The sequence below is a fragment of the Streptomyces sp. NBC_00271 genome, assembly GCF_036178845.1.
GTDB lineage: Bacteria > Actinomycetota > Actinomycetes > Streptomycetales > Streptomycetaceae > Streptomyces.
The window spans coordinates 10,356,518-10,381,040 of sequence record NZ_CP108070.1; the positions used below are offsets into that span (position 1 = coordinate 10,356,518).

General features: G+C 70.3%; 24 protein-coding genes and 3 pseudogenes. 13 read left to right on the forward strand and 14 right to left on the reverse strand.

The features are described 5' to 3' along the window. Window positions 1-39 precede the first annotated feature (39 nt). The 4 genes from OG798_RS47170 (at window position 40) to OG798_RS47185 (ending at window position 4,373) form a co-directional block, all read left to right on the forward strand. Complete coding sequence (locus tag OG798_RS47170) at window positions 40-885, forward strand: MIP/aquaporin family protein (RefSeq protein WP_328759146.1); 846 nt, start codon at window positions 40-42, stop codon at window positions 883-885. 22 nt (window positions 886-907) lie between these two features. Further along, the gene (glpK, locus tag OG798_RS47175; protein ID WP_328759147.1) at window positions 908-2,425 is read left to right on the forward strand and encodes a glycerol kinase GlpK; all 1,518 of its coding nucleotides are present in this window, start codon (window positions 908-910) and stop codon (window positions 2,423-2,425) included. Between the two features lie 435 nt (window positions 2,426-2,860). Further along, window positions 2,861-3,550 (forward strand): DUF4232 domain-containing protein, encoded by a 690-nt coding sequence (locus OG798_RS47180; protein WP_328759148.1) that lies wholly within the window; start codon window positions 2,861-2,863, stop codon window positions 3,548-3,550. A gap of 169 nt (window positions 3,551-3,719) precedes the next feature. Then, a complete protein-coding gene (locus OG798_RS47185) occupies window positions 3,720-4,373 on the forward strand; it encodes a TetR/AcrR family transcriptional regulator (RefSeq protein WP_328759149.1) in 654 nt (217 codons plus the stop codon). A gap of 117 nt (window positions 4,374-4,490) precedes the next feature. On the opposite strand, the gene OG798_RS47190 is transcribed toward OG798_RS47185, so the two are convergent. From OG798_RS47190 to OG798_RS47225, 8 genes are all read right to left on the reverse strand, one after another. Beyond that, window positions 4,491-5,303, reverse strand: coding sequence for an acyl carrier protein (locus tag OG798_RS47190; RefSeq protein WP_328759150.1), 813 nt, complete (start codon window positions 5,301-5,303; stop codon window positions 4,491-4,493). A gap of 429 nt (window positions 5,304-5,732) precedes the next feature. Beyond that, window positions 5,733-6,521, reverse strand: coding sequence for a phosphatase PAP2 family protein (locus tag OG798_RS47195; RefSeq protein WP_328759151.1), 789 nt, complete (start codon window positions 6,519-6,521; stop codon window positions 5,733-5,735). A gap of 3 nt (window positions 6,522-6,524) precedes the next feature. Then, complete coding sequence (locus tag OG798_RS47200) at window positions 6,525-7,478, reverse strand: YihY/virulence factor BrkB family protein (protein WP_097223657.1); 954 nt, start codon at window positions 7,476-7,478, stop codon at window positions 6,525-6,527. Beyond that, window positions 7,479-9,227 (reverse strand): diacylglycerol kinase family protein, encoded by a 1,749-nt coding sequence (locus OG798_RS47205; protein ID WP_328759152.1) that lies wholly within the window; start codon window positions 9,225-9,227, stop codon window positions 7,479-7,481. Between the two features lie 566 nt (window positions 9,228-9,793). After that, window positions 9,794-10,183, reverse strand: a complete 390-nt coding sequence (locus OG798_RS47210) for a luciferase domain-containing protein (RefSeq protein ID WP_328759153.1) — start codon at window positions 10,181-10,183, stop codon at window positions 9,794-9,796. Window positions 10,184-10,190: 7 nt separating this feature from the next. Next, window positions 10,191-10,478 carry a helix-turn-helix domain-containing protein gene (locus tag OG798_RS47215; protein ID WP_328759154.1) on the reverse strand — a complete coding sequence of 96 codons (288 nt, stop codon included), beginning with the start codon at window positions 10,476-10,478 and terminating at the stop codon, window positions 10,191-10,193. A gap of 253 nt (window positions 10,479-10,731) precedes the next feature. Then, window positions 10,732-10,941 carry a hypothetical protein gene (locus OG798_RS47220; protein ID WP_328759155.1) on the reverse strand — a complete coding sequence of 70 codons (210 nt, stop codon included), beginning with the start codon at window positions 10,939-10,941 and terminating at the stop codon, window positions 10,732-10,734. A gap of 153 nt (window positions 10,942-11,094) precedes the next feature. Then, complete coding sequence (locus OG798_RS47225) at window positions 11,095-11,775, reverse strand: DUF6445 family protein (protein WP_095857533.1); 681 nt, start codon at window positions 11,773-11,775, stop codon at window positions 11,095-11,097. A gap of 221 nt (window positions 11,776-11,996) precedes the next feature. On the opposite strand from OG798_RS47225, the gene rpmF reads away from it, so the two are divergent. The 3 genes from rpmF to OG798_RS47240 all read left to right on the forward strand — a co-directional run bounded on the left by rpmF (window position 11,997) and on the right by OG798_RS47240 (window position 13,592). Further along, on the forward strand, window positions 11,997-12,167 hold the full coding sequence (gene rpmF, locus OG798_RS47230; protein ID WP_060898204.1) for a 50S ribosomal protein L32: 171 nt from the start codon (window positions 11,997-11,999) through the stop codon (window positions 12,165-12,167). Window position 12,168: 1 nt separating this feature from the next. Then, the gene (locus OG798_RS47235; protein ID WP_121413924.1) at window positions 12,169-13,131 is read left to right on the forward strand and encodes an ATP-binding protein; all 963 of its coding nucleotides are present in this window, start codon (window positions 12,169-12,171) and stop codon (window positions 13,129-13,131) included. 68 nt (window positions 13,132-13,199) lie between these two features. Then, a complete protein-coding gene (locus OG798_RS47240; protein WP_060898206.1) occupies window positions 13,200-13,592 on the forward strand; it encodes an SCO5389 family protein in 393 nt (130 codons plus the stop codon). A 24-nt stretch (window positions 13,593-13,616) separates the two neighbouring features. Here OG798_RS47240 and OG798_RS47245 read toward each other — a convergent pair whose 3' ends face one another. Then, the gene (locus OG798_RS47245) at window positions 13,617-16,034 is read right to left on the reverse strand and encodes a SpoIIE family protein phosphatase (RefSeq protein WP_443054230.1); all 2,418 of its coding nucleotides are present in this window, start codon (window positions 16,032-16,034) and stop codon (window positions 13,617-13,619) included. A gap of 220 nt (window positions 16,035-16,254) precedes the next feature. Here OG798_RS47245 and OG798_RS47250 point away from each other — a divergent pair, with 220 nt between their 5' ends. After that, a complete protein-coding gene (locus OG798_RS47250; RefSeq protein WP_328759157.1) occupies window positions 16,255-17,013 on the forward strand; it encodes a peptidoglycan-binding domain-containing protein in 759 nt (252 codons plus the stop codon). A 61-nt stretch (window positions 17,014-17,074) separates the two neighbouring features. On the opposite strand, the gene OG798_RS47255 is transcribed toward OG798_RS47250, so the two are convergent. Then, window positions 17,075-17,929 carry an alpha/beta fold hydrolase gene (locus OG798_RS47255; RefSeq protein WP_097223652.1) on the reverse strand — a complete coding sequence of 285 codons (855 nt, stop codon included), beginning with the start codon at window positions 17,927-17,929 and terminating at the stop codon, window positions 17,075-17,077. After that, window positions 17,926-18,879: an alpha/beta hydrolase gene (locus OG798_RS47260; RefSeq protein ID WP_328759159.1), complete on the reverse strand. Its 954-nt coding sequence runs from the start codon at window positions 18,877-18,879 to the stop codon at window positions 17,926-17,928. The genes OG798_RS47255 and OG798_RS47260 overlap by 4 nt, the downstream gene beginning before the upstream one ends. 301 nt (window positions 18,880-19,180) lie before the next feature. Between OG798_RS47260 and OG798_RS47265 the strand changes: the two genes are divergently transcribed. The 4 genes from OG798_RS47265 (at window position 19,181) to OG798_RS47280 (ending at window position 21,667) form a co-directional block, all read left to right on the forward strand. After that, entirely contained in the window at window positions 19,181-19,903 is a 723-nt protein-coding gene (locus OG798_RS47265) for a hypothetical protein (RefSeq protein ID WP_328759160.1), read from the forward strand. 48 nt (window positions 19,904-19,951) lie between these two features. Continuing rightward, window positions 19,952-20,617 carry a hypothetical protein gene (locus tag OG798_RS47270; RefSeq protein ID WP_328759161.1) on the forward strand — a complete coding sequence of 222 codons (666 nt, stop codon included), beginning with the start codon at window positions 19,952-19,954 and terminating at the stop codon, window positions 20,615-20,617. A 100-nt stretch (window positions 20,618-20,717) separates the two neighbouring features. Next, window positions 20,718-21,008, forward strand: coding sequence for a hypothetical protein (locus OG798_RS47275; protein ID WP_328759162.1), 291 nt, complete (start codon window positions 20,718-20,720; stop codon window positions 21,006-21,008). Between the two features lie 59 nt (window positions 21,009-21,067). Continuing rightward, window positions 21,068-21,667: a cation transporter gene (locus tag OG798_RS47280; RefSeq protein WP_328759163.1), complete on the forward strand. Its 600-nt coding sequence runs from the start codon at window positions 21,068-21,070 to the stop codon at window positions 21,665-21,667. Between the two features lie 39 nt (window positions 21,668-21,706). Here OG798_RS47280 and OG798_RS47285 read toward each other — a convergent pair whose 3' ends face one another. After that, the gene (locus tag OG798_RS47285) at window positions 21,707-22,372 is read right to left on the reverse strand and encodes a nitroreductase (protein ID WP_328759164.1); all 666 of its coding nucleotides are present in this window, start codon (window positions 22,370-22,372) and stop codon (window positions 21,707-21,709) included. A 142-nt stretch (window positions 22,373-22,514) separates the two neighbouring features. Between OG798_RS47285 and OG798_RS47290 the strand changes: the two are divergent. Next, window positions 22,515-22,862: pseudogene (locus OG798_RS47290) on the forward strand (ISAzo13-like element transposase-related protein); the annotation flags it as partial. 424 nt (window positions 22,863-23,286) lie between these two features. On the opposite strand, the pseudogene OG798_RS47295 reads toward OG798_RS47290, so the two are convergent. After that, window positions 23,287-23,526: pseudogene (locus OG798_RS47295) on the reverse strand (transposase); the annotation flags it as partial. A gap of 29 nt (window positions 23,527-23,555) precedes the next feature. Next, window positions 23,556-24,170, reverse strand: a pseudogene (locus OG798_RS47300) (cation:proton antiporter domain-containing protein); the annotation flags it as partial. Window positions 24,171-24,523: the final 353 nt, after the last annotated feature.

Genomic DNA, 24,523 nt, shown 5'->3' on the forward strand with positions numbered 1-24,523 from the left:
GTCGACGGCCGGTTCTGAGCCGGCGGGAAGCGGGCTTCCATGAGTGAGCGGTTTAGCAGGTCGGGGTTGGTAGGTGAGCTGTCGGCCGAGTTCGCGGGCACCATGATTCTCATCCTCTTCGGTTGCGGCGTGGTGGCCCAGGTGGTCGCCGGCGGAGCGCTCACGACTCCACCGGGTGGCCTCGGAAACCACGACAGCATCTCCTGGGCGTGGGGCCTCGGTGTCACTTTGGGTGTCTACGTCGCGGCACGGCTGAGCGGTGCCCATCTCAACCCCGCGGTGACCGTCGCCCTGGCCACGTTCAAGGGCTTCCCGTGGAGCAAGGTGGCGCCCTACGCACTGGCACAGACGGCCGGCGCCTTCGTAGCGGCCCTCCTCGTACGGTGGAACTACACCGAGGCGCTGGCGAAGGCCGACCCCGGTCACACCTTCAAGACACAGATCGTGTTCTCCACGCTCCCCGCCAACGGCAACACGAACCTGCCGGTCTACGAGTGGGGCGCGTTTCGCGACCAGGTCATGGGGACCGCCATCCTGCTGCTGCTGATCCTGGCCATCACGGACCTGCTCAACACACCCCCCGGCGCCAACCTGGGCCCCTTCATCATCGGCCTGGTCGTCGTGGGCATCGGCATGGCCTGGGGCACCAACGCGGGCTACGCGATCAATCCGGCACGTGACTTCGGTCCTCGTCTGGCCAGTTTCCTGACGGGATACGGCGGAGCATGGCGAGATCAGTACGGGAACTTCTACTTCTGGGTGCCGATCCTCGGTCCCCTGGCCGGTGGTCTGATCGGCGCGGCCCTGTACAAGTTCTTCGTCGGCCGGTTCCTGCCGACAGGGGAGCCCGAGCCCCCGGGCCGCATCCCCGCCCCCAAGGACTGACGCCTACTAAAAGGTGGCACCCATGGCGGATTTCGTCGGCGCGGTGGACCAGGGGACCACCAGTACCCGATTCATGATCTTCGATCATGCGGGCAACGAGGTGGCGAAGCACCAGCTGGAGCACGCCCAGATCCTTCCTCGCTCCGGGTGGGTCGAGCACGACCCGGTGGAGATCTGGGAGCGCACCAACTCCGTGATGCAGAACGCCCTGCGGCACGGGAACCTGTCCCCGACCGACTTGGCCGCGATCGGCATCACCAACCAGCGGGAGACCACGGTCGTCTGGGACCCGCGCAACGGCCGCCCCTACTACAACGCCATCGTCTGGCAGGACACCCGCACCGACTCCATCGCCGCGGCCCTGGAACGCTCGGGCCAGGGAGACGTCATCCGCCACAAGGCGGGCCTGCCGCCGGCGACCTACTTCTCCGGCGGCAAGATCCAGTGGATCCTGGAGAACGTCGACGGCGTCCGCGAGGCAGCCGAGCAGGGACACGCGCTCTTCGGCAACACGGACTGCTGGGTCCTGTGGAACCTGACCGGCGGCCCCGACGGCGGCATCCACGCGACCGACGTGACCAACGCCAGCCGCACCATGCTGATGGACCTGGAAACCCTCGCCTGGGACGAAGAACTGCTGGGCTTCTTCCACATCCCGCGGGAGATGCTGCCCACCATCAACCCCTCGTCCCATCGGGAGGCGTTCGGTGTGACGCGCGCATCCCGGCCACTGCGCGCCGCCATCCCCATCAGCGGGGTGCTCGGCGACCAACAGGCGGCCACCGTCGGACAGGTCTGCTACGCGCCCGGCGAGGCCAAGAACACCTACGGCACCGGCAACTTCCTGGTGCTCAACACCGGCACGGAACTGGTCCGCTCACAGCACGGCCTTCTCACCACCGTGGCGTACCAGTTCGGCGACAGCCCGGCGGTCTACGCCCTGGAGGGCTCCATCGCGGTCACCGGGTCCGCGGTGCAATGGCTGCGCGACCAGATGAAGATCATCAGTAGCGCGGCCGAGAGTGAGACCCTGGCCCGCACCGTCGAGGACAACGGCGGCATGTACTTCGTCCCGGCGTTCTCGGGCCTGTTCGCCCCGTACTGGCGCTCCGACGCCCGGGGTGCGATCGTCGGCCTCGCCCGGTACAACGACAACGGGCACCTGGCCCGGGCGACCCTGGAAGCCATCTGCTATCAGAGCCGCGACGTCGTCGAGGCCATGGAGCAGGACTCCGGAGTCCACCTCGACGTACTCAAGGTCGACGGCGGTGTCACCGCCAACGACCTGTGCATGCAGATCCAGGCCGACGTCCTCGGTGTACCGGTCAGCCGCCCGGTCGTCGCCGAGACCACCGCGCTCGGCGCCGCCTACGCCGCAGGGCTGGCCACCGGCTTCTGGCAGGACACCGACGAACTGCGCACCCACTGGCAGGAGTCGAAACGCTGGGAGTCCCAGTGGTCCGACGGCCGACGAGCGGAGGGCTACGCGGGCTGGAAGCAGGCGGTGGAGCGCACGCTCAACTGGGTCAAGGTCGAGTAGACCGGCACGCGGAACTCGTTGCTTTCGGGGTCCGCGTGGATCGTCCACGACACGTCGCGAAGATGTCTTCGCGGAGGATGCGTGCCTTCGATGTGCTGGAAACCTGGCCTCGCGGACCGGGCGGAGCGGGATGAGGAGGGCAGGCGATCGGTTGTGGTCCGCCGGGTCACGGGTCTGTCCCAACGGGCGGCGGCCGCGAACAGGTGCGCGACGGTGGCGGGAACCGCCGTCCCGGCTGGCCGGCGGCGCGTCCCGGCGCGGTCTGCCCAGTGATGGCGCGCGTTGTGCCTGGCTGTGCGTGTAACAGGAATGTCCTATGCGGTGACTGGACGGAACGGCCGACCGGGCAGGGCCGCTCCTGTTGGTCGGAAACGCTCGCTCGTACCGACCCGTACCGAGCGGCCGACACTGCCAACCGATACCGAGGTAGAAACGATGCGCGTTCACAAGCTCACCTTCGCCGCCCTGGCCGTCGCCGCCGGTCTCTCGCTCACGGCCTGCCAGAACGACGACGCCGACACGGGACAGAGCGCCCCGTCGTCCGGGGCCACCGCGTCGTCCTCGGGCGGCGGTTCGGACTCGGGCAGTTCGGACCAGGGCGGCGCGAAGAACTCCGCCGGGACGAGCTCCGCAACGAACTCCGGCGCAACGAATTCCGGCGGGACGGGTACGGCTGCCGGGACCGGCTCCCACGCGAACGCCAAGGTCGGCAAGTGCCGTACCGACGAGTTGGAGATCACGGCGAAGGACAACACCATCGACGGCGACCCCGACGGCACCGTCGTGGTCGAGCTGACGAACCACAGCGGCCGGGACTGCACGATCTCCGGGTACGCGGGCGTCGACCTGAAGACCAACGCGGGGTCGCTGTCCGCGAAGCGCACCGGCCAGCAGGCCACCTCGGCCGTCCTCAAGAACGGAAAGTCGACGTACTTCCCCGTCAACTACCCGTTCAACAAGTCGGGCGGCTCCGGCGTCCGCGTCACCGGGCTGGTGGTGACCCCGCCTGACGAGACGAAGTCGGTCACCCTCAACTGGCCGGGCGCCGCCACGCTGCCCGTCACGGACGGCTCCGGCTCCCCGGTGAAGGTCGGCCCGGTCGGAAGCGCCGGTCAGGGCGGCTGACCCGCCCGCCTGGACCAGTCGGCCACCGGGTCCCGGATCCCGTCACCCACTGCGGCGCGGTATTGGGTGGTCAGGCTCTCGGGTTCGTTAGAAGTTGTAACTCACCCTCGGAGGGAGTGTCAATAACCATCGTGATAACCTCTAACTAGACGGCGAGGGAGGGCAGGTCATGGACGAGGCAGAGGTGACGACGCCACGCGAGCGCTACCGCGCCCAGGTGCGTGCGGAGATCAAGGAGCGTGCGTGGGAGCAGATCGCCACGGCGGGGGCGTCCGCGCTCTCCCTCAATGCGATCGCCAAGCGCATGGGCATGAGCGGGCCCGCGCTGTACCGGTACTTCGCCAGCCGTGACGAGCTCATCACCGAGTTGGTCAGGGATGCGTACCGCAGCCTCGCCGACACCTTCCGAGCGGCCCGCACCGCGGGTGCCGACCCGACCGGCCTCGCGCACGCGCTGCGCGGCTGGGCCCTGGCCGACCCCCAGCGGTACTTCCTCGTCTACGGCACCCCCGTCCCCGGATACCACGCGCCCGAAGACATCACCGCGATCGCCTCCGAGATCATGGCGGGGCTGCTCGACGCGTGCGCCGAGCTGTCCGCGGACGGCCCGGCGACCCCGTTTGACGCCCACCTCGCCGACCACCGGGACTGGGCGGGTGGGCACCCCGCCCCGCCCGCCACGCTCCACCGGGCCCTGACCTTCTGGACCCGCCTGCACGGCGTCCTGTCCCTGGAACTCGCCGGCCACTTCACCGGGATGGGGTTCGACCCCGCACGGTTCTACGACGCCGAGCTGGCCGACCTGCTGGGCGGAGCTCCATGACCGCGACGGTGTTCGGGAGCGAGCGCGAGGTCGACGGCACTCCCGCGAACGCATCCCTCGGGATACGTTCACGGGATCAATCGACTGAACCCAAGGACTTCGCCTCCTGCTGGAGGGCTACGTGCGGGGGAGCGACGTGTTGGTGATCGGGAGCGGCTGGTCCGCGCCCGCCACGTAGAGGTCCGTCGGAGCCGTGCGCAGCTCGAACGTGTCGTCGTCGCGCGAGACGCGCACGGACAGCACGAAGAAGCCGTCGTCCTCGGTGGTCGTCTTCACGTGGTACTCGCTCTCCCAGTAGGTCTGGAGGAAGACCTCGGTACCCCCGGGCTCGACCCCCTTGGGGAGGGTGACCTTGCCCTGGACGGTGAGGATGTCGCCCGCCTTCACCTTCTTCTTGTTGACCTGGTAACTGAGGGAGCTGGACTTGGTGTTGGCGGCCACGGTGGTGTCCGCGAAGTAGCCGTCCTGCGGGGTGTTGAGGTCGCCGTCCTCGTCGTAGAGAGCGGTGATCTGTACCCCGTGCTGGACGTTGAGCAGGCTGCTGCCGGTCACGTGGTCGATGTCGACGTCGGGGACGGTGAACTTCCCGCTTGCGTCGGTGACCGGCTTGCCCAGGTCGCGCGGCTCGTAGTAGTTGGGGTCGATCGGGTCGCCCCACGGGTTCCAGGTGGTGAATTGAACGACCTCCTTGATGGTGACGGGGATGTGGGGCGCCGGGGTGCCGTCGGCCTTGGTGACGGTGCCGGTGACGTCGACGTGGCGGTTGTCGTAGTCGGTGCTGGCCGGGTTGGTGGTCACGGTCAGCACATAGGCGTCGCCGGGGGAGGCGTCCGAGGGCTTGGCTGAGGCGGCGGGCGCGGACAGCGCGCCTGCGGCGAGCAGGAGCGCGGCGGTGGCGGCAAGCCGCGTCGGCAGGGACTTCCTGGACACAGGGGAGCTCCAACTTCGGTCGGGACTGGAGAAGTTGCTCCGGGCGGCACCGGTTCCGCCGCGGCGCAGGTGTGCGACGCAGCAGGTTCGACCGGCGGGGTGGGACGGGAGTTGTGCCCTGCGCGGCCGCTGTTACGCGGCTGTGGCAGGAGGCGGATTTGTCCGGGTTGCGGGTTCACCTGGACGTCGGCCGCAGGCCGCCCCGCATTGCCCTCGACGGGTGGATGACGGGGATCTGGAGGGAGAGGTCCAGGGCCTGTGCGTACACCGCAGCGATCCGACCGACCGCAGCTCCAGTCTGGGCGAACTCACCGCCGAGGAGCGCCAGTTGCTCGACGAGCGGCCTCGATGCGCGACGACACCCTCGACACCTTCCTCTTCCTCGGTACGCCGCTCACGCACCCGCAGTGCTCAGAACTCGCCCACTCTCTACGGGTGTTGCGCACCACCCTGTGTCCGGGGCCTCGCACCGGTGAGTTCGGGCTCCAGTCCCTCCGTCAATCCGGCATGACCGCGGCCTGCGTCGGTGCGCCAGGCCTCGAAGGCCCAGGTGGTGAGGGTGACGACGGCGAGGCCCAGCAGCCAGCCGCCCACGACATCGCTGAACCAGTGCACGCCGAGCGCGATCCGGGTGAAACCGACGCCGAGCACGGACACGACCGCGGCGCACCAGCACGGCACCCGCAGAGCGCGCGGCACCATGGGCAGCAGGACCAGCAGCAGGATCGCGAACGAGGTGGTCGCGGTCATCGCGTGCCCCGAGGGGAAGGAGTATCCCGGTGCGTGCGCGACCGGGTCCTCCAGGGACGGTCTGGCCCGCTCGACCACCGTTTTGACCAGCAGCCCGACGAGTCCGCCGGCCACGGCCGTCACGGCGGACCAGGCGGCGAGTCGCCAGGCCCGGCGGTACAGCAGCCACACGGTCAGCAGCGCGACGACCGTCCGCAGCGTGAACGGGTCCCACACCCGGTCGGACAGGAAGCGCAGGGTGTGCGTCCACGCCGGGTGTTCGAGGGCGGTCTCGTTCAACCGCCGTGCCGCGCCCACGTCGAGACGGCGCAGCGGCTGCCAGTGCCCCTCGACCAGGACGAGCAGCAGTCCGAAGGGCACGGCGGCGACGGCGGCGACGGCGGCAGAACCGAGCAGGTGGATGCCGAATCTCCGGTCGGCCGCCCGGCGGCGACGGTCACGAAGGCGCTGGGCCGTGGCGCGGACCACCCTTCAGACTCCCGGGTCGGCTGTGATCGGACCGGGCCGCAGCGCCCGCGCGGCCTCCAACTGCGCGGCGAAGGACAGCCCCAGAAACAGGGCGATGGAGGTCAGGTAGGCCCACAGCAGCAGCGACATGAAGGCGCTGAGCGGGCCGTAGACCGTGTCGAAGGACCCGCTGATGCCCAGGTACAGGCTCAGCAGCCAGGTCAGGGCCGTCCACAGCACGAGATACACGGCGGCGCCGAAGGCCAGCCAGGTGTAGCCGGGCTGTCGGCGCCGGGGAGAACGGCGGAAGATCGCGCTGGCCGAGAGGAGGGCGAGCAGCAGGCCCAAGGGCCGGCGCAGGATCTCGCAGACGGTCCTGGCGTCGCCGTCGAGGTGATACACCGTCACCGCGGCGGCGGCCAGGTCGCCGCCGGCCACCATCACGATGAACCCGAGGCCGAGCGGGATCCCGGCGCTGAGGGACATCACGAGTCCGCGCAGGTACTTCTGGTGGAAGGGGCGGTCCCGTTCGTTCCCGTAGATCCGGTTGGCGCCGCGTTCGATCTGGCACATCGCGGTGGTGACGTTGACCAGGGAGAAGACCAGGCCGAACCAGAGGGCGATCTGGTCACCGTCGCCCGCGCTGTGGCGGCTGCGGTCCAGTGCGTCGTCGACGACGTCGGCGCTGGGTCCCTGCGCGATCCGGTGGATGGTCAGTTCGGCGAGTCTGCCGATGTTCTCCGTGTGCAGCGCGGTGGAGAGCCCGACGAAGGCGATGGCCAGTGGGATCACCGCCAGTACCGTCTGGAGGGCGAGCGCGCGGGAGTGGCTGAAGCCGTCGGCGTAGCGGAACCGGACGAAGGAGTCGCGCAGCAGGGGCCAGCGGCCGTAGCGGCGCAGCGACGCCAGTGCCTCGTCGGCCGAGAGTTCGTCGCCGGTCATGTCGCGGGTCTCGGGGACCTTGGTGGCGGTGCTCATTCACTTCTCCCGGGTGGGCAGCAGGACGGTCAGCGCGCCGGGCCTGACCTCGGCGGTGAGACGTCGGCCGTGGGACACCGGGTCTCCGTCGAGTTCACGCGACTGCGGTGCGGCGAAGGTGAGTTCGGCTCGCCGGAAGGTGAGGAACTCCACCGGTACGCCCTTCGTGCCGGTGCCTTGGGGGACGAGCGTGTCCATGGTCGTGGGCCGCGCGTTCCGCCTGCGGCCGCGCATCAGGACGCCCAGGGCACGCATCCAGCCACCGGGGCCGCGCGGGTCGAGGATCAGCAGATCGAGCAGTCCGTCGTCGGGCCGGGCCGCCGGGAGGAGCGTGAGACCGCCTTGTACGGTGCCGACGTTGGCCACGAGCACCATGCGGGCCGTGCGGTGCAGGACGGGCGCGTCGTCGAGCCGGAGCGTCAGCCGCATCCGGGGCGTGCCCAGTGAGCCGATGATGGCGAGTAGGTAGGCGGGCCAGCCGACGGCGGACTTGGCGCGGTCGTCGGTGTGTTCCAGCATCGCGGCGTCGAGCCCGGCTCCGGACATCGCGGCGAAGTGGGTGGGAGCGAGGCCGTCGCCCTCGATGCGGCCGAGGTCGAGGCGGTGCGGGGTACCGGACAGCGCGGCGTCGAGCGCGGTGGCGGGGGTGAGCGGCAGGCCGAGGTTGCGGGCCAGCAGGTTGCCGGTGCCGCAGGGCACCACGACGAGCGGTACCCCGCTGCCGGCCAGGGCGTCCGCGGCCGCCCTGACGGTTCCGTCGCCACCGCAGACCACGATCAGGGTCGCTCCGGCACGGACCGCGCCGGCCGTCTGGCCGGTGCCGGGGTCGTCGGCGGTGGTCTCGATGAACGCCGGTGCGCGGTGGCCGTGTTGTTCGAGGATCCGCCGCAGTTTCTCGCGGTCCGCTTCGCCGGTCACCATGGGGTTGAAGATCACGGCGGTCCTGCCGGGCTCGCGCTTCTCGACCTCGCCGGTCGCGTCGGTGTGCCCGGTCCGTGGCGAGGGGACGGCGGCCACGGACCTGTCGGTGAACAGGGCACGGCCGACGATCAGCAGGGACAGGGCGCCGTTGGCCATTCCGCCGATCACGTCCGTGGGGTGGTGCATGCCCCGGTAGAGGCGGGCTGCGCCGACGGCCAGCGGCACGAGGAACAGCAGCCCGGCCAGCGGCCACCGCCACGGCCTGCGGACCCGGGACAGCGCGAGCAGCGCGAGTCCGGCGTACAGCGCGGTGGCCGCGCCGGTGTGGCCGGAGGTGTAACTGGACGTGGGCGGAGAGGCGTCGAGGCGGTGCACGTCCGGGCGGGTGCGGTCCACCGACTCGGTGACGGCCAGGAACACCAGTGACTGGAGCGAGACGGCGACGGCGAGGAAGACTGCCTGGCGCCACATCGGCAGCCGGGGTACGAGCAGCAGGGCCACGCAACTCAGCACGGTGATGGCGATCACCGTGAGGGTGTTGCCCGCCTCCGAGCCGAGGTGCGACAGGGTGGTGAGCGGGCCCGTACGGATCCGCTCGAATCCCTCGTTGACGTTGTCCTCGACCGTCAGCGGCCACACGTCCCGGGCGGGACCCGTGATCAGCAGTCCGAAGCCCACCATCAGGGCGGCCTGGCAGACGGTCAGTACGCCGATGCGGGCGGCGGCCTTGCCGGTACCGCAGGGCAGGACGGACGAGCGGCCCGGCCGGACCGCTTCGGGTCCTTCCCCAGTCGCTCCTGTGGCTCTCTCCGGCACGGCGGTCGGCATCGGGACTCCCACGGGTCGGCGCCTCGCGGCGGTCTTCGGCTGGGTGGCTTTCGCACCCGATGCACCGCCGTGTGCCCCCGAAGCGGAGGCGCAGACGCTCTGTGACGTGGGAATCCACGAACTCGCGCCCCGGACACGCGCGGAAGGTGCGTCTTGGTCAGTTGCGCCCCGGCGGCAACGCATCGCGCCACACGGCGAACAACTTCCGCATCGCCCGCTGCGACGGCGACACGCGCAGTCCGAAGTCCCCCGGCGCCCAAGCCGGTTGAACGGGTCGACCGGCTCCGTGCCGCGGCCCGCCGCCGCACCGTCTACCAGCAGGCCTGGGACGCCCTTGGATCACGGATCCGGGTGTTCGTCTCCTACTCCCAGTACTCCACCGTGCGTCCCCGTATCCATCTGGCGAACCTGGCACAGTGACAGGCCGCCGACGACGTGGACCAGGCGTTCGACGTCGGCAACCTGCGTCTGCTCGATCCCCTGGGCTTCACCGCTGCCGAGCTCTCCCAGATGGGCAGCGCACGTCTCGGCCCCACCGCCCGCTTCCGCCCTACGTCGGTGACGTCTCAGCCGACGCTGTCGCGTGGAAGCACCATGCTGCGCAGGTCGTTGCAGCCCGCCGACAGAGAGTCGCCCGGAACCGGCCATGCCTGGTGGGACTGAAGAGCGAGGCTCACCAGAGTGAGGAGCAGGCTGATGTCGGCGTTCACTTCGAGGCGTATCGTCACCCACCGCGATTCGGGCACCATCCGGACCGCGGTGGCGCCCCTGAGATGATCCTGGAAACGGTGAATGGCACGCGCTGTGAGGTGCAGGTCGACATCGTGATCCGAATGGAAGTGCACGATCTCGCCCTGCGCCGAACTCAGCGCCCGCCCTGTGCCGCAGCTCGGCCGGGCCTCCGCGAGGTCCGGCCAGCCCGCCAGTTGCGTCATGGCACGCGAGGCCAACGTCATGCGCCCATCATGACGAGCTCACCCTCCGGCCACCAGGACTTGAGCGAGCCGTAACTGAGCCGTAGCCCACGCATGTCCGGAAATGGCGGGTGGAAGTCAGGGGCGTTTCTCCCCGAGCGGGCAGCGTTCTCCGAGGTCGAGGGCGAGGTCGCACGGGACGAGTGGGGCAGGCGGGGTCGAGTGCCTTGCGCTGGAGGGCGAGGACGAGCCTGATGTCGGGATCGGCGAGATTGATACCGACGGTCTGTTCGATCTTCGTCGGTCGGTAGCGCAGGGTGTTCGGATGGATGTGCAACCGCTGCGCGGCGGGCCACGGCCGGCGCCCGCTCGGCCTCCTTGCGTGACCTGGGCAGTCCGTCGCGGTTGTCGGCCGCCGAACCGACGCCCGCGTAGCTGGGCATACGATCCGGTCCCGCCGTCGAGCAGGTCCCGCAGCCAGTCCCGTACCGTCGCCGCGGAGTTCTCCTGGGGACGGCCGACCGTCAGGACGAGGTACCAGAGGCTGGGCGACTGCCCGGCGTGCACGGTCAGATCCCGGGACCGCTGCATCAGCGCGAGCCCGTGTTCCAGCCGGGAGCGGGCGATGGCGCGTTGGAGGGGTCGACCCGGTGGGTGCGGTAGTCCTCGGTCCTGCGCCGCATCAGATGCACCGCGACCCCGTGGGCGATCCGGACGAACGCCGTCACCTGCCGCCGCTCGGCCCCGGACACCACCGCCCACATCGACCCGAGGCCGAAGCTCCCGGCGCGCAGCCCCACCGGGCCCTAGCCGCGAGCGATCTCCCGCGGGACCCCGCAGACGAGCCGGCCTCCATCGAACGCGAACTCACGGGCAACTGAGCACCACCGCCCCGCACAGCCGAGCGGCCCCGGACTCCAAGGTCCGGGGCCGCTCGGCATCAGCACATGGGCTCACGCCATCCAGAAGAAGACCGCGGTCATCCGCTTGTCCTCCAACGTGCTGCCCCAGTAGCCGGTGGCGCTGTGCATCAGATTGGCGTGGTACAGGAGCAGCCGGTTGTAGCGGTGCGGGACCTCGAGGTCCTCGACGAAGGAGTCCGGCGCCACGAACCGCGTACCCAGCGCGTCGACCAGGTTGTTGTGCGGAGCCGCCACCACGTTCCCGCCGAGCCGGCCGCCGGGCAGGCTCTGCCGGTAGAAGCTCGTTCCGCAGCTCTTGGGTACGACCGGGTTGAGATAGAGCACGGCGGCGTACCGGCACAGTGCGCGGGAGTCGGTGTGCGGGCGCGGTTGGCCCTCGTCCTTGCCGACGACCTGGACGCAGTTGTGGTTGAGCGTGCCCCCGGAGGGCGTGCTCTGCACCCACAGCTCCTTCGCGCCCGTTGCCTTCTTCACCAGCCGTTCCACGCGGGCCAGTTCACCCGGTTCGAGCCCCGGCATCGTCCGCAGGCCCGGCCAGCTCTCCGAGGTGTACGGGTAGCCCTTGGCCCAGTCGTCCTTGGCGAGACAGCGCGCCCGGACGGCGTCCGCGTCGGGCAGCACGTCGTCGAAGACCCAGTAGTCCCGGTCACGGGTCGGTTTCCGATACGGGAGGACAGGGAGGGCCGGAGTCCGTGGGGGGTGTGAGGACATGCGGCCGACCATAGTGGCGGCGTTGGTCACCACTCGCCTTGGAATTGGTCAACAATCTGTCAACTTCGCTTGGCCGCAAGGCTGTCCGCGCGCCCTCCGTGTCTCGCGCATGCCCCGTGCGCATGCCCCATGCGCATCCCGCTCGCGCCCCGCGCGCCAGCTTGGAAATGAGATCCATTTTCAGATAGCGTCAGTCGTGTCCACCTACCTTGGAGACCGACATGGCCGTGCCAAAACGCAAGATGTCCCGCAGCAACACCCGCCACCGCCGCGCCCAGTGGAAGGCCGCCACGGCGCGGCTCGTCCCGATCACCGTCGACGGCGCCTCCCACCTCGTACCCCAGCGGCTGGCCAAGGCGTACGAGCGCGGCCTGCTCCGCCCGGAGGGCTGACATGCGCGCGGCCTTCGTCGGAAAGGGCGGCAGCGGCAAGACCACGCTGTCGGCCCTCTTCTCCCGCGAGCTGGCGCACTCCGGTGCGCCCGTCGTCGCCATCGACGGCGACATCAACCAGCACCTGGCCCACGCCCTAGGCCTCGGCGACGACGAGACCTTCGCCGCCCCGCCCCTCAGCGCGCGCCTCGGCGAGATCAAGGCCCACCTGCGCGGCAGCAACCCGCGCATCACCTCGCCCGAGGCCATGATCAAGACCACGCCGCCGGGCCGCGGCTCACGCCTGTTGCGCCTCCTCGGCGACGACCCGGTGCACACTTCGCACCTCCAACGGGTCGGCGGCGTACCGCTGATGGTCACCGGTGAGTTCGACGAGAGCGATCTCGGCGTGGCCTGCTACCACTCCAAACTCGGAGCGGTGGAGCTGTACCTCAACCATCTCGTCGACGGGCACGGCGAGTACGTCGTCGTCGATATGACCGCCGGTGCCGACGCCTTCGCCTCCGGACTGTTCACCCGCTTCGACATGACCTTCCTGGTCGCCGAACCCACCCGCAAGGGCGTCTCCGTCTACCGCCAGTACCGCGACCACGCCGAGGAGTTCGGCATCCCGATCGCGGTGATCGGCAACAAGGTCACCGCCGAGGACGACCTGCTCTTCCTCAAGGAACACGTCGGCGACGACCTCCTGACGTACGTACGGCACTCCTCCTGGGTGCGCGCCCAGGAGCAGGGCCGACCCCACGGCGACCTCGAACCGCACAACATCCACGCGCTGCGCCACATGCGGACGGCCCTGGACGCCCGTACGAAGGACTGGACGGCCTTCCAGGAACACGCCGTCGCCTTCCACCTCCGCAACGCCGCGGCCTGGGCCGACCGGGCCACCGGGACCGACCTCTCCGCACAGATCGACCCCGACTTCCGGCACGGCCCCACCGCCCTCGAGCCGTCCACCGACTGACCCCCCGCGCACGGCCGGAGTACCACCGGCGCACCACCGAACCACCTAACGACAGGACTGCCACTCTCATGTCACTCGACGTCTCCCCGAAGCTGCTCGCCGAAGCCGAACGCGGTCCGGTCCGCGAAGCGGACTTCGTGGACACCGTCCGTACGTCCCTGCCGTACGCGTACGACCTCATCGCCGACCTGGCTCATCAACTCCGCGACGGGACGGCCGAGTTCGCCGACAACCACACTCCGCCGCCCTCCGAGAAGGAACGCGGCCAGCTACTGCGGGCGCTCGCCAGCGACGCGATCCGCGGCAGCCTGGAGCGGCACTTCGGCGTCACCCTCGCCTTCATGAACTGCCACCGCGTCGCCGTCTTCCGCCCCGAGGACCGGGGCGGCGCGACCCACTCCCGGTTCACCTCGCAGCGTTCGCAGATCCTCAACCAGTCACCCGAGTTCCGCGACTGCTGAACCCCGCGGCCACGCGTCCGTCCGTCACGTCGTGGGCTGGGTGGTCAGCGACTGCTCGGCCCAGATGACCTTCCCCTCGGGGGTGTAGCGGGTGCCCCAGCGCCGGGTGTACTGGGAGATCAGGAACAGCCCGCGGCCTCCCTCGTCGGTGGTCTTCGGGTGCCGCAGATGAGGGGCGGTCGCGGCGCCGTCGGAGACCTCGCAGATCAGCGCCCGCTCGGTGATCAGACGCAGCCGGATCGGCCCCGAGGCGTACCGGATCGCGTTGGTGACGAGCTCACTCACGACCAGCTCGGTGGTGAAGGCCAGCTCGTCGAGGCCCCACGCGCTCAGCTGCTGCGTCGCCACCTTCCTGGCCTCGGCGACCATGGCCGGATCCGTGGACAGGTCCCAGGTCGCGACCTGCTCGGCGTCGAGCCGGCGGGTGCGCGCCATCAGCAGCGCCACGTCGTCGTACGGCCGCGACGGCACGAGATCGTCCACGATCGTGCGGCACATGCCGTCCAACGGCTGACGGTGCGAGGCCAACGCGCCCCGCAGTCGCTCCCGGCCCGCGTCCGGATCCCGTCCCGTGCGGGGCGTGGCGATCAGCCCGTCGGTGTGCAGGGCGAGCACACTGCCTTCCTCCAGGGTGAGCTCGACGGATTCGAAGGGCAGTCCGGCGACACCCAGCGCGGGACCGCGGGGAAGGTCCGCGAACGTGACGGTGCCGTCGGGGGCGATGACCGCGGGTGCGGGATGTCCCGCGCCCGCCATCGCACACCGCCCGCTCACCGGGTCGTACACGACGTACAGACAGCTGGCTCCCACGGCCTGCATCCCGCTGGTGAGGGTGTCCGCGCCGCTGCCCTCCTCCCGGGCGGCCCGGCTGACCAGGTCGTCCAGGTGCGCGAGCACCTCTTCGGGCGACAGGTCCAGATCGGCGAGGGTCTGTACGGCGGCCCGCAGCCGCCCCATGGCGGCGGCGCCGTCGATGCCGTGACCGGTCACCTCGCCCACGACCAGCGCCACCCGGGCCCCGGACAGCGGAATGACGTCGAACCAGTCCCCGGCGAGGCCCGTCAGCTCGTCCGCGGGCCGGTAGCAGGCCGAGACCTCCACCGCGTTCTGCTCGGGGAAGCGGTGCGGGAGCAGATTGCGCTGGAGAACGAGCGCCGCGTCGCGCTCACGGGTGTAACGACGGGCGTTGTCCAGGCACAGCGCCGCCCTGCCGACGAACTCCTCCGCCAGGCTCAGATCGTCCTCGTCGAAGGGGTCCTCGCGGTCGCGCCGGAAGAACGTGGTGATTCCCAGGGTGACGCCACGGGCCCGGACGGGCACGATCATCGCGCTGTGCAGCCCGAGGTCGAGGAAGGAGGCGGCCGGGCCCTCGCGGGCGCTCGTGCTCCACTTCCTGGCCTGTGGATCGAGCCGCGCCTCACGCCAGGACCGGCCCTCGGCCAGAGCGCGCACCGGGGGAGAGGTCGCCTGGTAGGTCGCGGCCTCGCCCACCTCGACGGCGGTTTCCGGGATACCGGCGCGGACCGACTGCTGTCCGGCACGCCGCAGTGACACCACGTCCGAGTCGCTCAGCCGGCCGGGCACCGGCTCGGCTCCCCTGAGCACGGACTCCAGCAGGTCCACGGTGACGAAGTCGGCCAGCCCCGGTACGGCGACATCGGCCAGCTCCTGCGCGGTGTGCAGGACGTCCAGACTGCGACCGATGTGCTCGCCGGCCCGGTCGAGCAGCGCCAGCCGCCGTCGCGCACGGTAGCGATCGGTGACGTCGACGACGGTGTAGTAGACCCCGATCGGGTGGCCGTGGTCGTCCTCCAGCCGGATGAACGACAGGGAGTGCGCGGACTCGCGATGCGGCGCGGACTGTATGCGGCCCACGTGCTCGTACCCGACGACCGGCCGGCCGCTCTCCAGCACCCGGCGCATCTGCGCCTCGAGCGTCTCGGCGTCCAGGCCCGGCTGGATGTCGCCGAGCCTGCGCCCCAGCCGCCGGTGTGGCGGGCCCCCGCCGAACTGCTCCAGCGCGGCGTTCGACCACACATAGCGCAGGTCCGTGTCCACGATGGCGATGCCCACCGGCGAGCGGGCGTTCATCCGCTCCAGCACCGACCGGCTCATGCTCCAGCCGGGGCCACCGGCCAGATCGGCGAGCAGCACCACCCAGCGCGTCGGCCCGCCGCGCTCGCGTATCGGGACGGCCCGGACCATCACCCGGACCGCGTGCCCGTCCCGGTGCAGCGCGGACAGCAGTCCCGCCCAGCCGCCGCCGTCGCGGCACCGCGCCGAAAGGTCGGGGATCCGCGCCGCGTCCTCCGGAAGCAGCAGGTCGGCGGCGCGGCGGCCCAGGACCTCGGAGGGCGCGTACCCCAGCAGGCGCTCGGCGTCCGCGGTCCAGCTGGTCACCGTCATCCGGGCGTCGAGCAGCAGCGGCGCGGCGTCCGCCATGTCGAAACGCCGGCGGGCGGCCGACACGTCTCGTTCCTCGCTCGCAGCCACGGCGACCCTCTCCGCTCCCCGAAGGTGGTCCTACCCGCTATTTGCCCATTCTTCACGTTGTACGACCACGTGGGCTCGGGTGCCTGGGGCGCCGTTGAACCCCGGGGCCGCCGGCCGCGTATCACTCCACGGGGATGGCGTGAAACCGCGCGCATGGAAGGAGAGCAGTGTGCCGACACCGCCCGAACCAGGGCAGCCCGGGGGGCGACGGGCGATCGAACCCACCTATGTTCAGCGGCGCCGCCGGACGGAGGCACTCGCGCAACTTCTGAAGGAGGTGCGGGAGGAGCAGCACGGTCCCGACTCGGACGAGAACTACGAGGTCATCGCCGTACCGGTCGCGACGGTCGCCGTGACGCCGCCGGTGGCCGAGGACGCGACCGAGGAACTGCCACCCGTCCTGGTGGGCGAGGACTACACCCGGGGCGGGCGACCGGTGGGGGCTCGCGGGCCCTCCTCCGCTCCCGGCGTCCACCGCGAGCGCGGGCCCGCGGGCGAGCGGACGGCCGGGTGGGGTGCGGGGCACCGCCGCGCGGCGGTCGTCATCGGGGTCACGGGGGCGGCCCTCGTCGGCTTCGCCCTCGCGCTCCTGCTGCCCGGCGGTGAGCAGGAGGCCGGCGCACAGGCCGGGCGGGCCCCGACCGGCGCGCCCACGACGGCCGCCGCCCAGGTACCGTCCGCGAGCGCCGACCCGGACGGTGCGGGCACCCTCCGCGAGGGGGACAGCGGCCCCGCGGTCAAGGACCTGCAGCAACGGCTGCTCCGGATCCCGAACGTCTACGACCACGGCTCCACGAACGGCACCTACGACGCCACGCTCACGGCCGCGGTCGCGCGCTTCCAGCTCTGGTACGGGATCAGGGGCGACGAGACGGGCGTCTACGGCAACGACACCCGCGCCGACCTCGAATCCCGTACGACGCTGTGACCCCGTACGGCTCTACGGCTCTACGGCTGTCGAACGGGTGCCGAGCGCGCCGCCAGGACCGTCAGGTGGCCGCGGACGACCGGGTGAACTCCCTTATCGCCCGGGCGAGTTCCGTCGGCCGGTCCAGCGGGACGAGCGTGTAGCTGTCGTCGATCTCGACCAGCAGCCCCCGCGGGAGCAGCGCGGCGAGGCGTCGGCCGTGCTCGGGCGGCATCACGCGGTCGCCGCGCGCCCAGACGACAAGGGCGGGGCGGTCGAAGCGCGGCAGTCGTTCGGCCGCGGCGAGCAGCAGACCGGTGTCCGCCGCCGCCGCGCGCAGTGTGCGCACGGCGTCGCGGCGGATCTCCGGCCGTTCGAGGACCGGCCTGATCCACCGAGCGGTGGCGGCGTCCCCCCGGAGCGTCAGCCACCCGAAGGCGACCGGCATGCGGCGCAGCGGCCGCAGCCGCATCTGCTGCATGAACATCCCGAACAGCCGAGGTGGGAGCCTGCCGCTGAGGACGAGCGTCCGGCCCGTCAGCCCGGGCGGGAAGTTGTCGAAGGCGTCGCACGACACGAGCACCACCCCCGCCACCCGTGCCGCACCGTCGACCATCATGAGCTGGACGAGCGCACCGCCGGTGTCATTGCCGACCAGGACGACGTCCCGCAGATCGAGGCGGTCGAGGAACTCCGCGACCAGCCGGGCCACCCCGGGCAGCGACAGGTCGGCGTCGGCCCGCATGCCGTGCCGATGCGCCCCGAGCGGCAGGGTCGGCGCCACGCACCGGTGGTCGGCGGCGAGCTCGGTGATCGTCCGGTCCCACAGCGAGGCGTCCATCATCAGCCCATGCAGCAGCACCAGCACCGGACCGTCGCCACCCGTGTCCCGGTACGCGACCGTCCCCGCCGACAGCTCGATCTCCCCCGTCGTCATCCGCGCTCCACGGAGGCGACGGAGGTCACCGGGGAATCGAGCACATGCCGGCGCAGAAACGACAACTCGGCGTCGACCGCCCGTTCGTGCGCGTCCAGGAACGGCGCGTAGTGCCCGCCGGGCAACCACACCAGCTCCGCGCGGGGCGCCCGCCGCGTCGCGCGCACGGCCGCCGTGGGCGAGGCGGACTGGTCCTGCTCGCATACGACGACGAGCAGCGGACACCGTACGCGGGAGGCGTCACGGCCGGGACGGTGGAACCCGAGGCCGAGCGCCGAGCGGGCCGCGACCTCCTGCCGCCAGTCCGCATACCGGTCGCCGGGATTGAGCGCGCGTGGGGCGTCGGCCGTGTCCGGCGTGGTGAGGACGGCGACGGTGCCGGGCTCGCCGCCGAGTGGCACCAGCAGGGGCGGACGGCCGAGGAGGCCGCCGGCCGCGTCGAGGACGCCCCTGCCGAGCAGGCGCAGCAGGGCGAGTGGTTTCTGGTGGCACGCCGCGAGCCGAGCGGCGGCCGGACCCCCGACGTTCGGCGTCTGGGCGATCACCGCGGCGAGGTGCGGGGTGCGCGCCGCGAGCCGGAGGAGGTGACCGGCGGATGCGGAAAACCCCCAGACCGCCAGCCTGCTCCGATCGACTCCCGGTAGGGTCGCGGCGAACTCGACGGCGGCTCGCCAGTCCGCCAACTGTCCGCCGGCCGAGGCGACTTGGCGCGGGCGACCGCCGCTCTCACCGAATCCGCGATAGTCGAAGGCCAGCACGCCGAACCCGGCGTCGTGGAAGCGCCGAGCGAACAGGTCGGTGCCTGGTTCCTTCGTCACGGCGAACCCGCCCGCCATGATCACACAGGAGCCGTCGCTCCCCGGATAGTGCCAGGCGGCGCACTCGCTGCCGCCACTGCTGAAACGGACCTTCTCCCGCTCTCCGGACACCGGATCGGTCACGTCGTTCATAAGAGCCTCCTGTCATAAGGGCCTCCCGCGCGTCTTAAGGGCCTCCCGCGCGCGTCTGCCGCGTCTTTGCCGAGCGTCCGCATCCAAGAGGGTTGATGAGGACCCCGGTGTGACATCGCCGCGAGGGGCGTGCCGGCCACACCGGACCGAACGCTCAACTCCCGCGCCGGACAAGGCCCCCAGGGCCGATCCACCTGAGCGCGCCAGCCGTCGCGAGCCGGCCGCACAGAGATGAGCGTCCAGGCTTGGGGGCCAGCGAAACCCGGCGCCACGGTAGGGAGAGCCATGCGAACATCAGCGGGTGACCGACGATGAGGAGCTGTTCGCCGCCGACCTGATCGGTAAGCGGCTGCTGCGGGTGACCACGGCTTGGCACCACTATGCCGATGGCGAGCCGTCGCTGCTGCATCTGTGGCTCCATCTCGAAGGGCTCGGCCCGGTCCACTTCCACACACCCGGTACCGGCCTGTCGCTGACGATCGACCAGCCGCACGAGCCGTACCCGATGGAGCAGTACGGCAGCATCGTGGTCGTCGAGGATCCACCTGGCCTGTCGGTGACCCGGTTCATCGGCGAGCCGGTCCGCTCGGTCCGAGAGATCAGCTATCGGGACGCACGCGTCGACTTCGGGGCCGGACTCACGCTCCAGTTCCCCGGCGGGAGCATCCGCCTCCTCGCCCTCGACGACGAGCTCGTCCTCGCCCACGACCAGCACCTGGGCCCTGTCGAGAGCCACTTGCACGAAGACGTGACCCTCGCCCGGGTGGTGCAGACCAGCGGCGGCTTCCCGTCGCAGTGGGACGCGTGGACGACCGGCGGCCAGTACCTGTATCTGCGGTACCGGCACGGGGAGGGGACCGTCGAGCAGCATCCGAGCGAGGACACCGACACATGGGACGGTGAGGATTCCAGGCTGTGGACGAAGTGGGACGACGGGTCCGACGGCGGCCACATCGAACTCACCCATTTCCTCACCCTGGCCGGCCTACGTCTGGCCTCCACCGCCGAGATCTCTCCCGGATGATGACGCGGTGCCGAGCATCAGAGGCAACCAGGTGATGGAGGGGTGGGAATGGCACTGGAGATGATCCCGGACAGGCCAGGTCGGGAGGCGGTGTTCGAGCCGCTCCTTGATGAGCTGTTGGCGCAGTTCAGTCCGGACTGGGTCATGCCGGAGCGGATGGTGGAGGCGCATCAGCATCATCGTTGCGAGGTGAAGCGCTGGGAGATCGGCCGAGCGGCCGAGGCGGATCCAGACCTCACCCGCCGGCATGCGGACCTCCTTGTGCACGCCGCCATGCACGATCAGTGCCGGAGCGGCATCAACCAGCTCGTTCGGCCGCTGGTGAACGTCCTCGGATACCGCTGGGTACAGGAGGAGATCATTCGGTACGTGCGTACCGGCTCGGGGGCAGAGAAGGTCGGCGCGACCATGGCCTGGTACTTCGCCCGCCCTCCCATCAAGTACGTGTCGTGGGAGGAACGTATCCCCACCTCGGAGAGCAAGGAAGCGGTGGAGGCCCTGTCGGATCTCCGTGACTGCTACCGCGATGCGGTCCTGGCCGCCTTCCTGTCCTGCGAGGACCCGGGAGTCCGCCAGGACCTCTCGCTGTGGGTGTCTCTCGATCCGTCCGTCTACCCGGACGACCTGCAGATCGCCCAGAAGCGGGCCAAGGACATCATCCTGGCCGATCCCGAGCACTACCGCTGGCTGCTCCAACGCTCTGGCCATGGGTGACGGCCCGCTCCCCGCCACGGACGATGACAGGGAGTTGGAGTGGGGAGTCCGGGGCGATACAGGGATGCGATGCTCCGCCGCCCAGCCGCATACTCACGGCATGACCACCCTGTCCGCCGCGCATCGGTTCCGGGATCCGCGGAGCACGACGTACGACTTCATCGGCTCGATCCTCGTGCGCTGCCCCAACTGCGCAAAGGTCGCGCACGTCGTGCCGGCACCCGCGGGTGCCGGAGACGCGAGAGCGACACTGTTCACGCCCAGGCGTCTTGTCTGCCGCGACTGCGGGCTGTCACGGGTCTCGACCGCCAGTCGCGTCTCGTTCAGCCGGGGCACGGCTCAACCCGCGACGGCCCCGTACTTCGGCACGCCACTCTGGGTGGGACTCTGACCGCCGTTCTCGGGCGACGGGGGTGCCGGTGGCGAGTGCCGACCGGAGAGAATCAGGACGTGACCGCTCCGCAAGAGATCTCCCGCGCTTCCCTGCTCCGCCAGGGCTTCGTCCTCGAATACACCACGCTGGCCTGGAACGTCATCGGCATCGTGGTGCTTGCCGTCGCGGCGGTCTCCGCCCGTTCGGTGGCGCTGGCCGGGTTCGGACTGGACTCCCTGATCGAGATCGGCGCCTCGACGGTAGTGATCTGGGAGCTGTCGGGCACCGGTGAAGCGCGTCAGAAACGCGCGCTGCGGCTGATCGGCGTCGGATTCGCGGCGCTCGCGGTCTACTTGCTGGTGCAGTCCACCTGGGTGCTGGCCGCCGGTTTTCACCCGCGCCATTCGCCGCTGGGCATCGGGTGGACCGCGGTCACCGCCGTCGTGATGTTCGCCCTCGCCGCGGGCAAGGCCCGCACCGGCGCCGCCCTGGACAACCCGGTGCTCAAGACCGAGGGCCGCGTCACACTGATCGACGGCCTGCTGGCCGCCGCGGTCCTGCTCGGCCTGGCCCTGAACACCGCCGTCGGCTGGTGGTGGGCCGACCCGGCGGCCGGCTACGTGCTGGTCTACTACGCGGTCCGCGAGGTCCGCGAAATCTTCACCGGCGGCCACTGACTGACGACCCGTCTGTCGTGAGGATCACCGGTCAGCGGGTCATGCTCCGATGAAGCTCACCGTTTCTGCCATGTCCGCCCGCCCGGTCCGCAGCCGTGGCACGCCTTCCTTCTCGAACCCCACCGCGACACCGCAGAACAGCACGAGCCCGTCATCGGCTCCAACCACCTCGCTGACAGTCTCGCGGAACATCGTCCACATCACCTGGGGGCAGCTGTGCAACCCTTCCGCCCTCAGCAACAGCATGACCGTCTGCAAGTACATCCCCGCGTCCCCCCACTGTCCGGGCCCCATCGTCCGGTCGAGGTAGCAGAACAGTACGACCGGCGCCCCGAACGCGTCCGAGTTCACGGCGGCGATCTTGGTGGGCCTGTCGGGGTCGTCGCGCTTGATTCCCAGCGCTTTGTACCGCTGCGCAGCCGCGGCGGAGAAACGGTCCAGATACGGTGAGGTCAGTTCGGCCGGGTACATCGGATACTCCCGCTCATCACCCGGGTCTCCCGCCAGCGCCCTGGCCGTCGCGCGTCTCTTCAGCTCGGCCAAGGGCTCACCGGTCACGACATACACATGCCAAGGCTGGAGATTCCCACTCGACGGAGCCCGCGTCGCTGCTGCCAGTACTCGTTCAAGTACCTCTTTGGGTATCGGCTTATCGCTGAACGCCCGCACGGCCCTGCGACTGTCCACGGCTTCATACACATCCACGTCTTCTCGTCCTCTCACTCCATGGCGGGCAGCGAAGACACCTGCATGTGCTGTCCGCTTTAGGGCGTGCAGTCTTTAACTCGTAGCTTTCCGCTCGGTGGCTCGTTGGTCTGGTATGAGCGGGTTGGAAGGCTAACGGGCTGTGCTGGCAGCCAAGTTCGGGGCGATTTTGCCGCACCTCGACGAGCGGCAGCGCCGCTTGTTTATAGGGGCGGAGGCCCAGGCCCTCGGTCATGGCGGGATCAGAGCGGTCGCCCGTGCCGCCGGTGTCCGTGACGCCACAGTGTCTGCCGGAATGCGGGAACTCGCCTCCGGAGAAGCCCCGTTGGGACGGGTCCGTCGGCCCGGCGCCGGCCGCAAACGCATCGCCGACCGGAATTCGGCCGTCCGGGAGGCACTCCTCACGCTGGTCGAGCCCGACGTCCGCGGAGATTCCATGTCGCCGCTGCGCTGGACCACCAAATCCACCCGCAAGCTCGCCGAGCAGCTGTTGCCCGTGTCCTTTTCTCACGAGCGAAGTCCCTTGTGATGGGGAAGCGAGTCGGCCGCAGCCGCCCAGACTGCTATCGGTGAACCGTGCGTGACGCTGGCCCCGGTCGTGCTGCCCGCCCCGTGTCCGGTGCCCTCCGCACCCGCGCGCCGGGGCCGGAGGGTGAGGACGTCGTCCAGGAGCAGGTCCCGCAAAACCTTCGGGGTTGAGGCTCCGGATGCCCGAGACGCCGCTTATGGCCTACCTGTAATGGACGGGGACGGCTGGGAGGTGTAGGCGCGGCTATCCGGGACGCCGCCCGCCCCCTTCCCCGCCGGCCCAGCGCATCAAAACCACTACAGGGCCCACGCATCATGCGGTCCCGTGGGGCGGCCGCGACGCAATGCCATGGTGGTACCTGCCAGTGCGGGGGTGTGATCGCGCGCTCGTGCAGGCGCTGCCAGACGCTGGCCTCGTTCCAGTCCCGCAGCCGTCGCCAGCAGGTCATCCCCGAGCCGAAGCCCAGCTCCTGGGGCAGAAACTCCCAGCGGATCCCGGTGTACAGCACGAACAGGATCCCGCACAGCACCCTGCGACTATCCGGACGCTTGCGGCCTGGACGCCGCGGATTACGCGGGACGACCGGCAGCAGCGGCTCGATCCGCGCCCACAACTCGTCGTCGATCTCCCACGGTCTGGCAGGTCCTCGGTCCGTCTGCGGATCAGGGCCACTACTGCGGCGACCGCCGCGCCGATGAGGCCTCCTCCGCCTGCATGGATCAGGAACTGCTCAACGGTCCCGGGCACACTGATGGCGCTGCCGGACACCGCGGTGGCCACGGCGACCTTGTACAGGACCAGTGAGGTGGCATCGTTGAACAGGCTTTCCGCCTGCACCATGGCCAACACGCGCGGTGGGAGAGACAGGCGCCGGCCAAGCGCGGTCACGGCCACGGGGTCGGTGCTGGCCAGGACAGAGCCGAGGACGAACGCGGTCGCGGCCGTGAGCGGGGTGATCGCGTGGGCCACGTACCCGACGGCGATGGCCGAGGCGAGGACCAGGCCGAAGACCAGGCCGGTCACCGGCCGCCACACGGTGCGCAGGTCGCGGACGGAGATTTCTCCGGCCGCGGCGTAGAGCAGCGGTGGCAGCACCAGCACGTTGATCACGTGAGGCGGCAGGCTCACCTCTGGAACCCAGGGCATCAGCCCCACGACCAGACCGGCAACTACGAGGAGCGAGGGGGCGGGCAAGCTCCAGCGTCGGGCACCGGTCGCCACGGCGGTGGCCAGAACCACGAGCAGCAGGATGACGGTCAGGCCGGTCATGGAGTGTCCCGGGTGGGTTACGGCTTGTTACCCCCCTGTGACCAGGTGCTTTATCAACGTAACCGACCTCGGGCGGTGATGCAGCCGACATGGAGCCGCGACCATCCAGGGGCCTTCGTCGCCCAGGCCGCCGACTCCATTCTCCAGCGGGGCCGCGCTGGGCGGTTCGCCCCTCAGTTGTGGCTACGCCGAAGCCAAGGCCACGATCAAGTTCATCTGCGCCTACGCCGCCGCCGAATCCGAACGGGACGCACTTGGCGTCAAGTTCGTCTCGGTACTGCCCAAACTCTCCCCGGCCACCGATCTCGGCGCCAACGGCGTGGCCGCCTACGCCGCTCGCCAAGGGGCGGAGC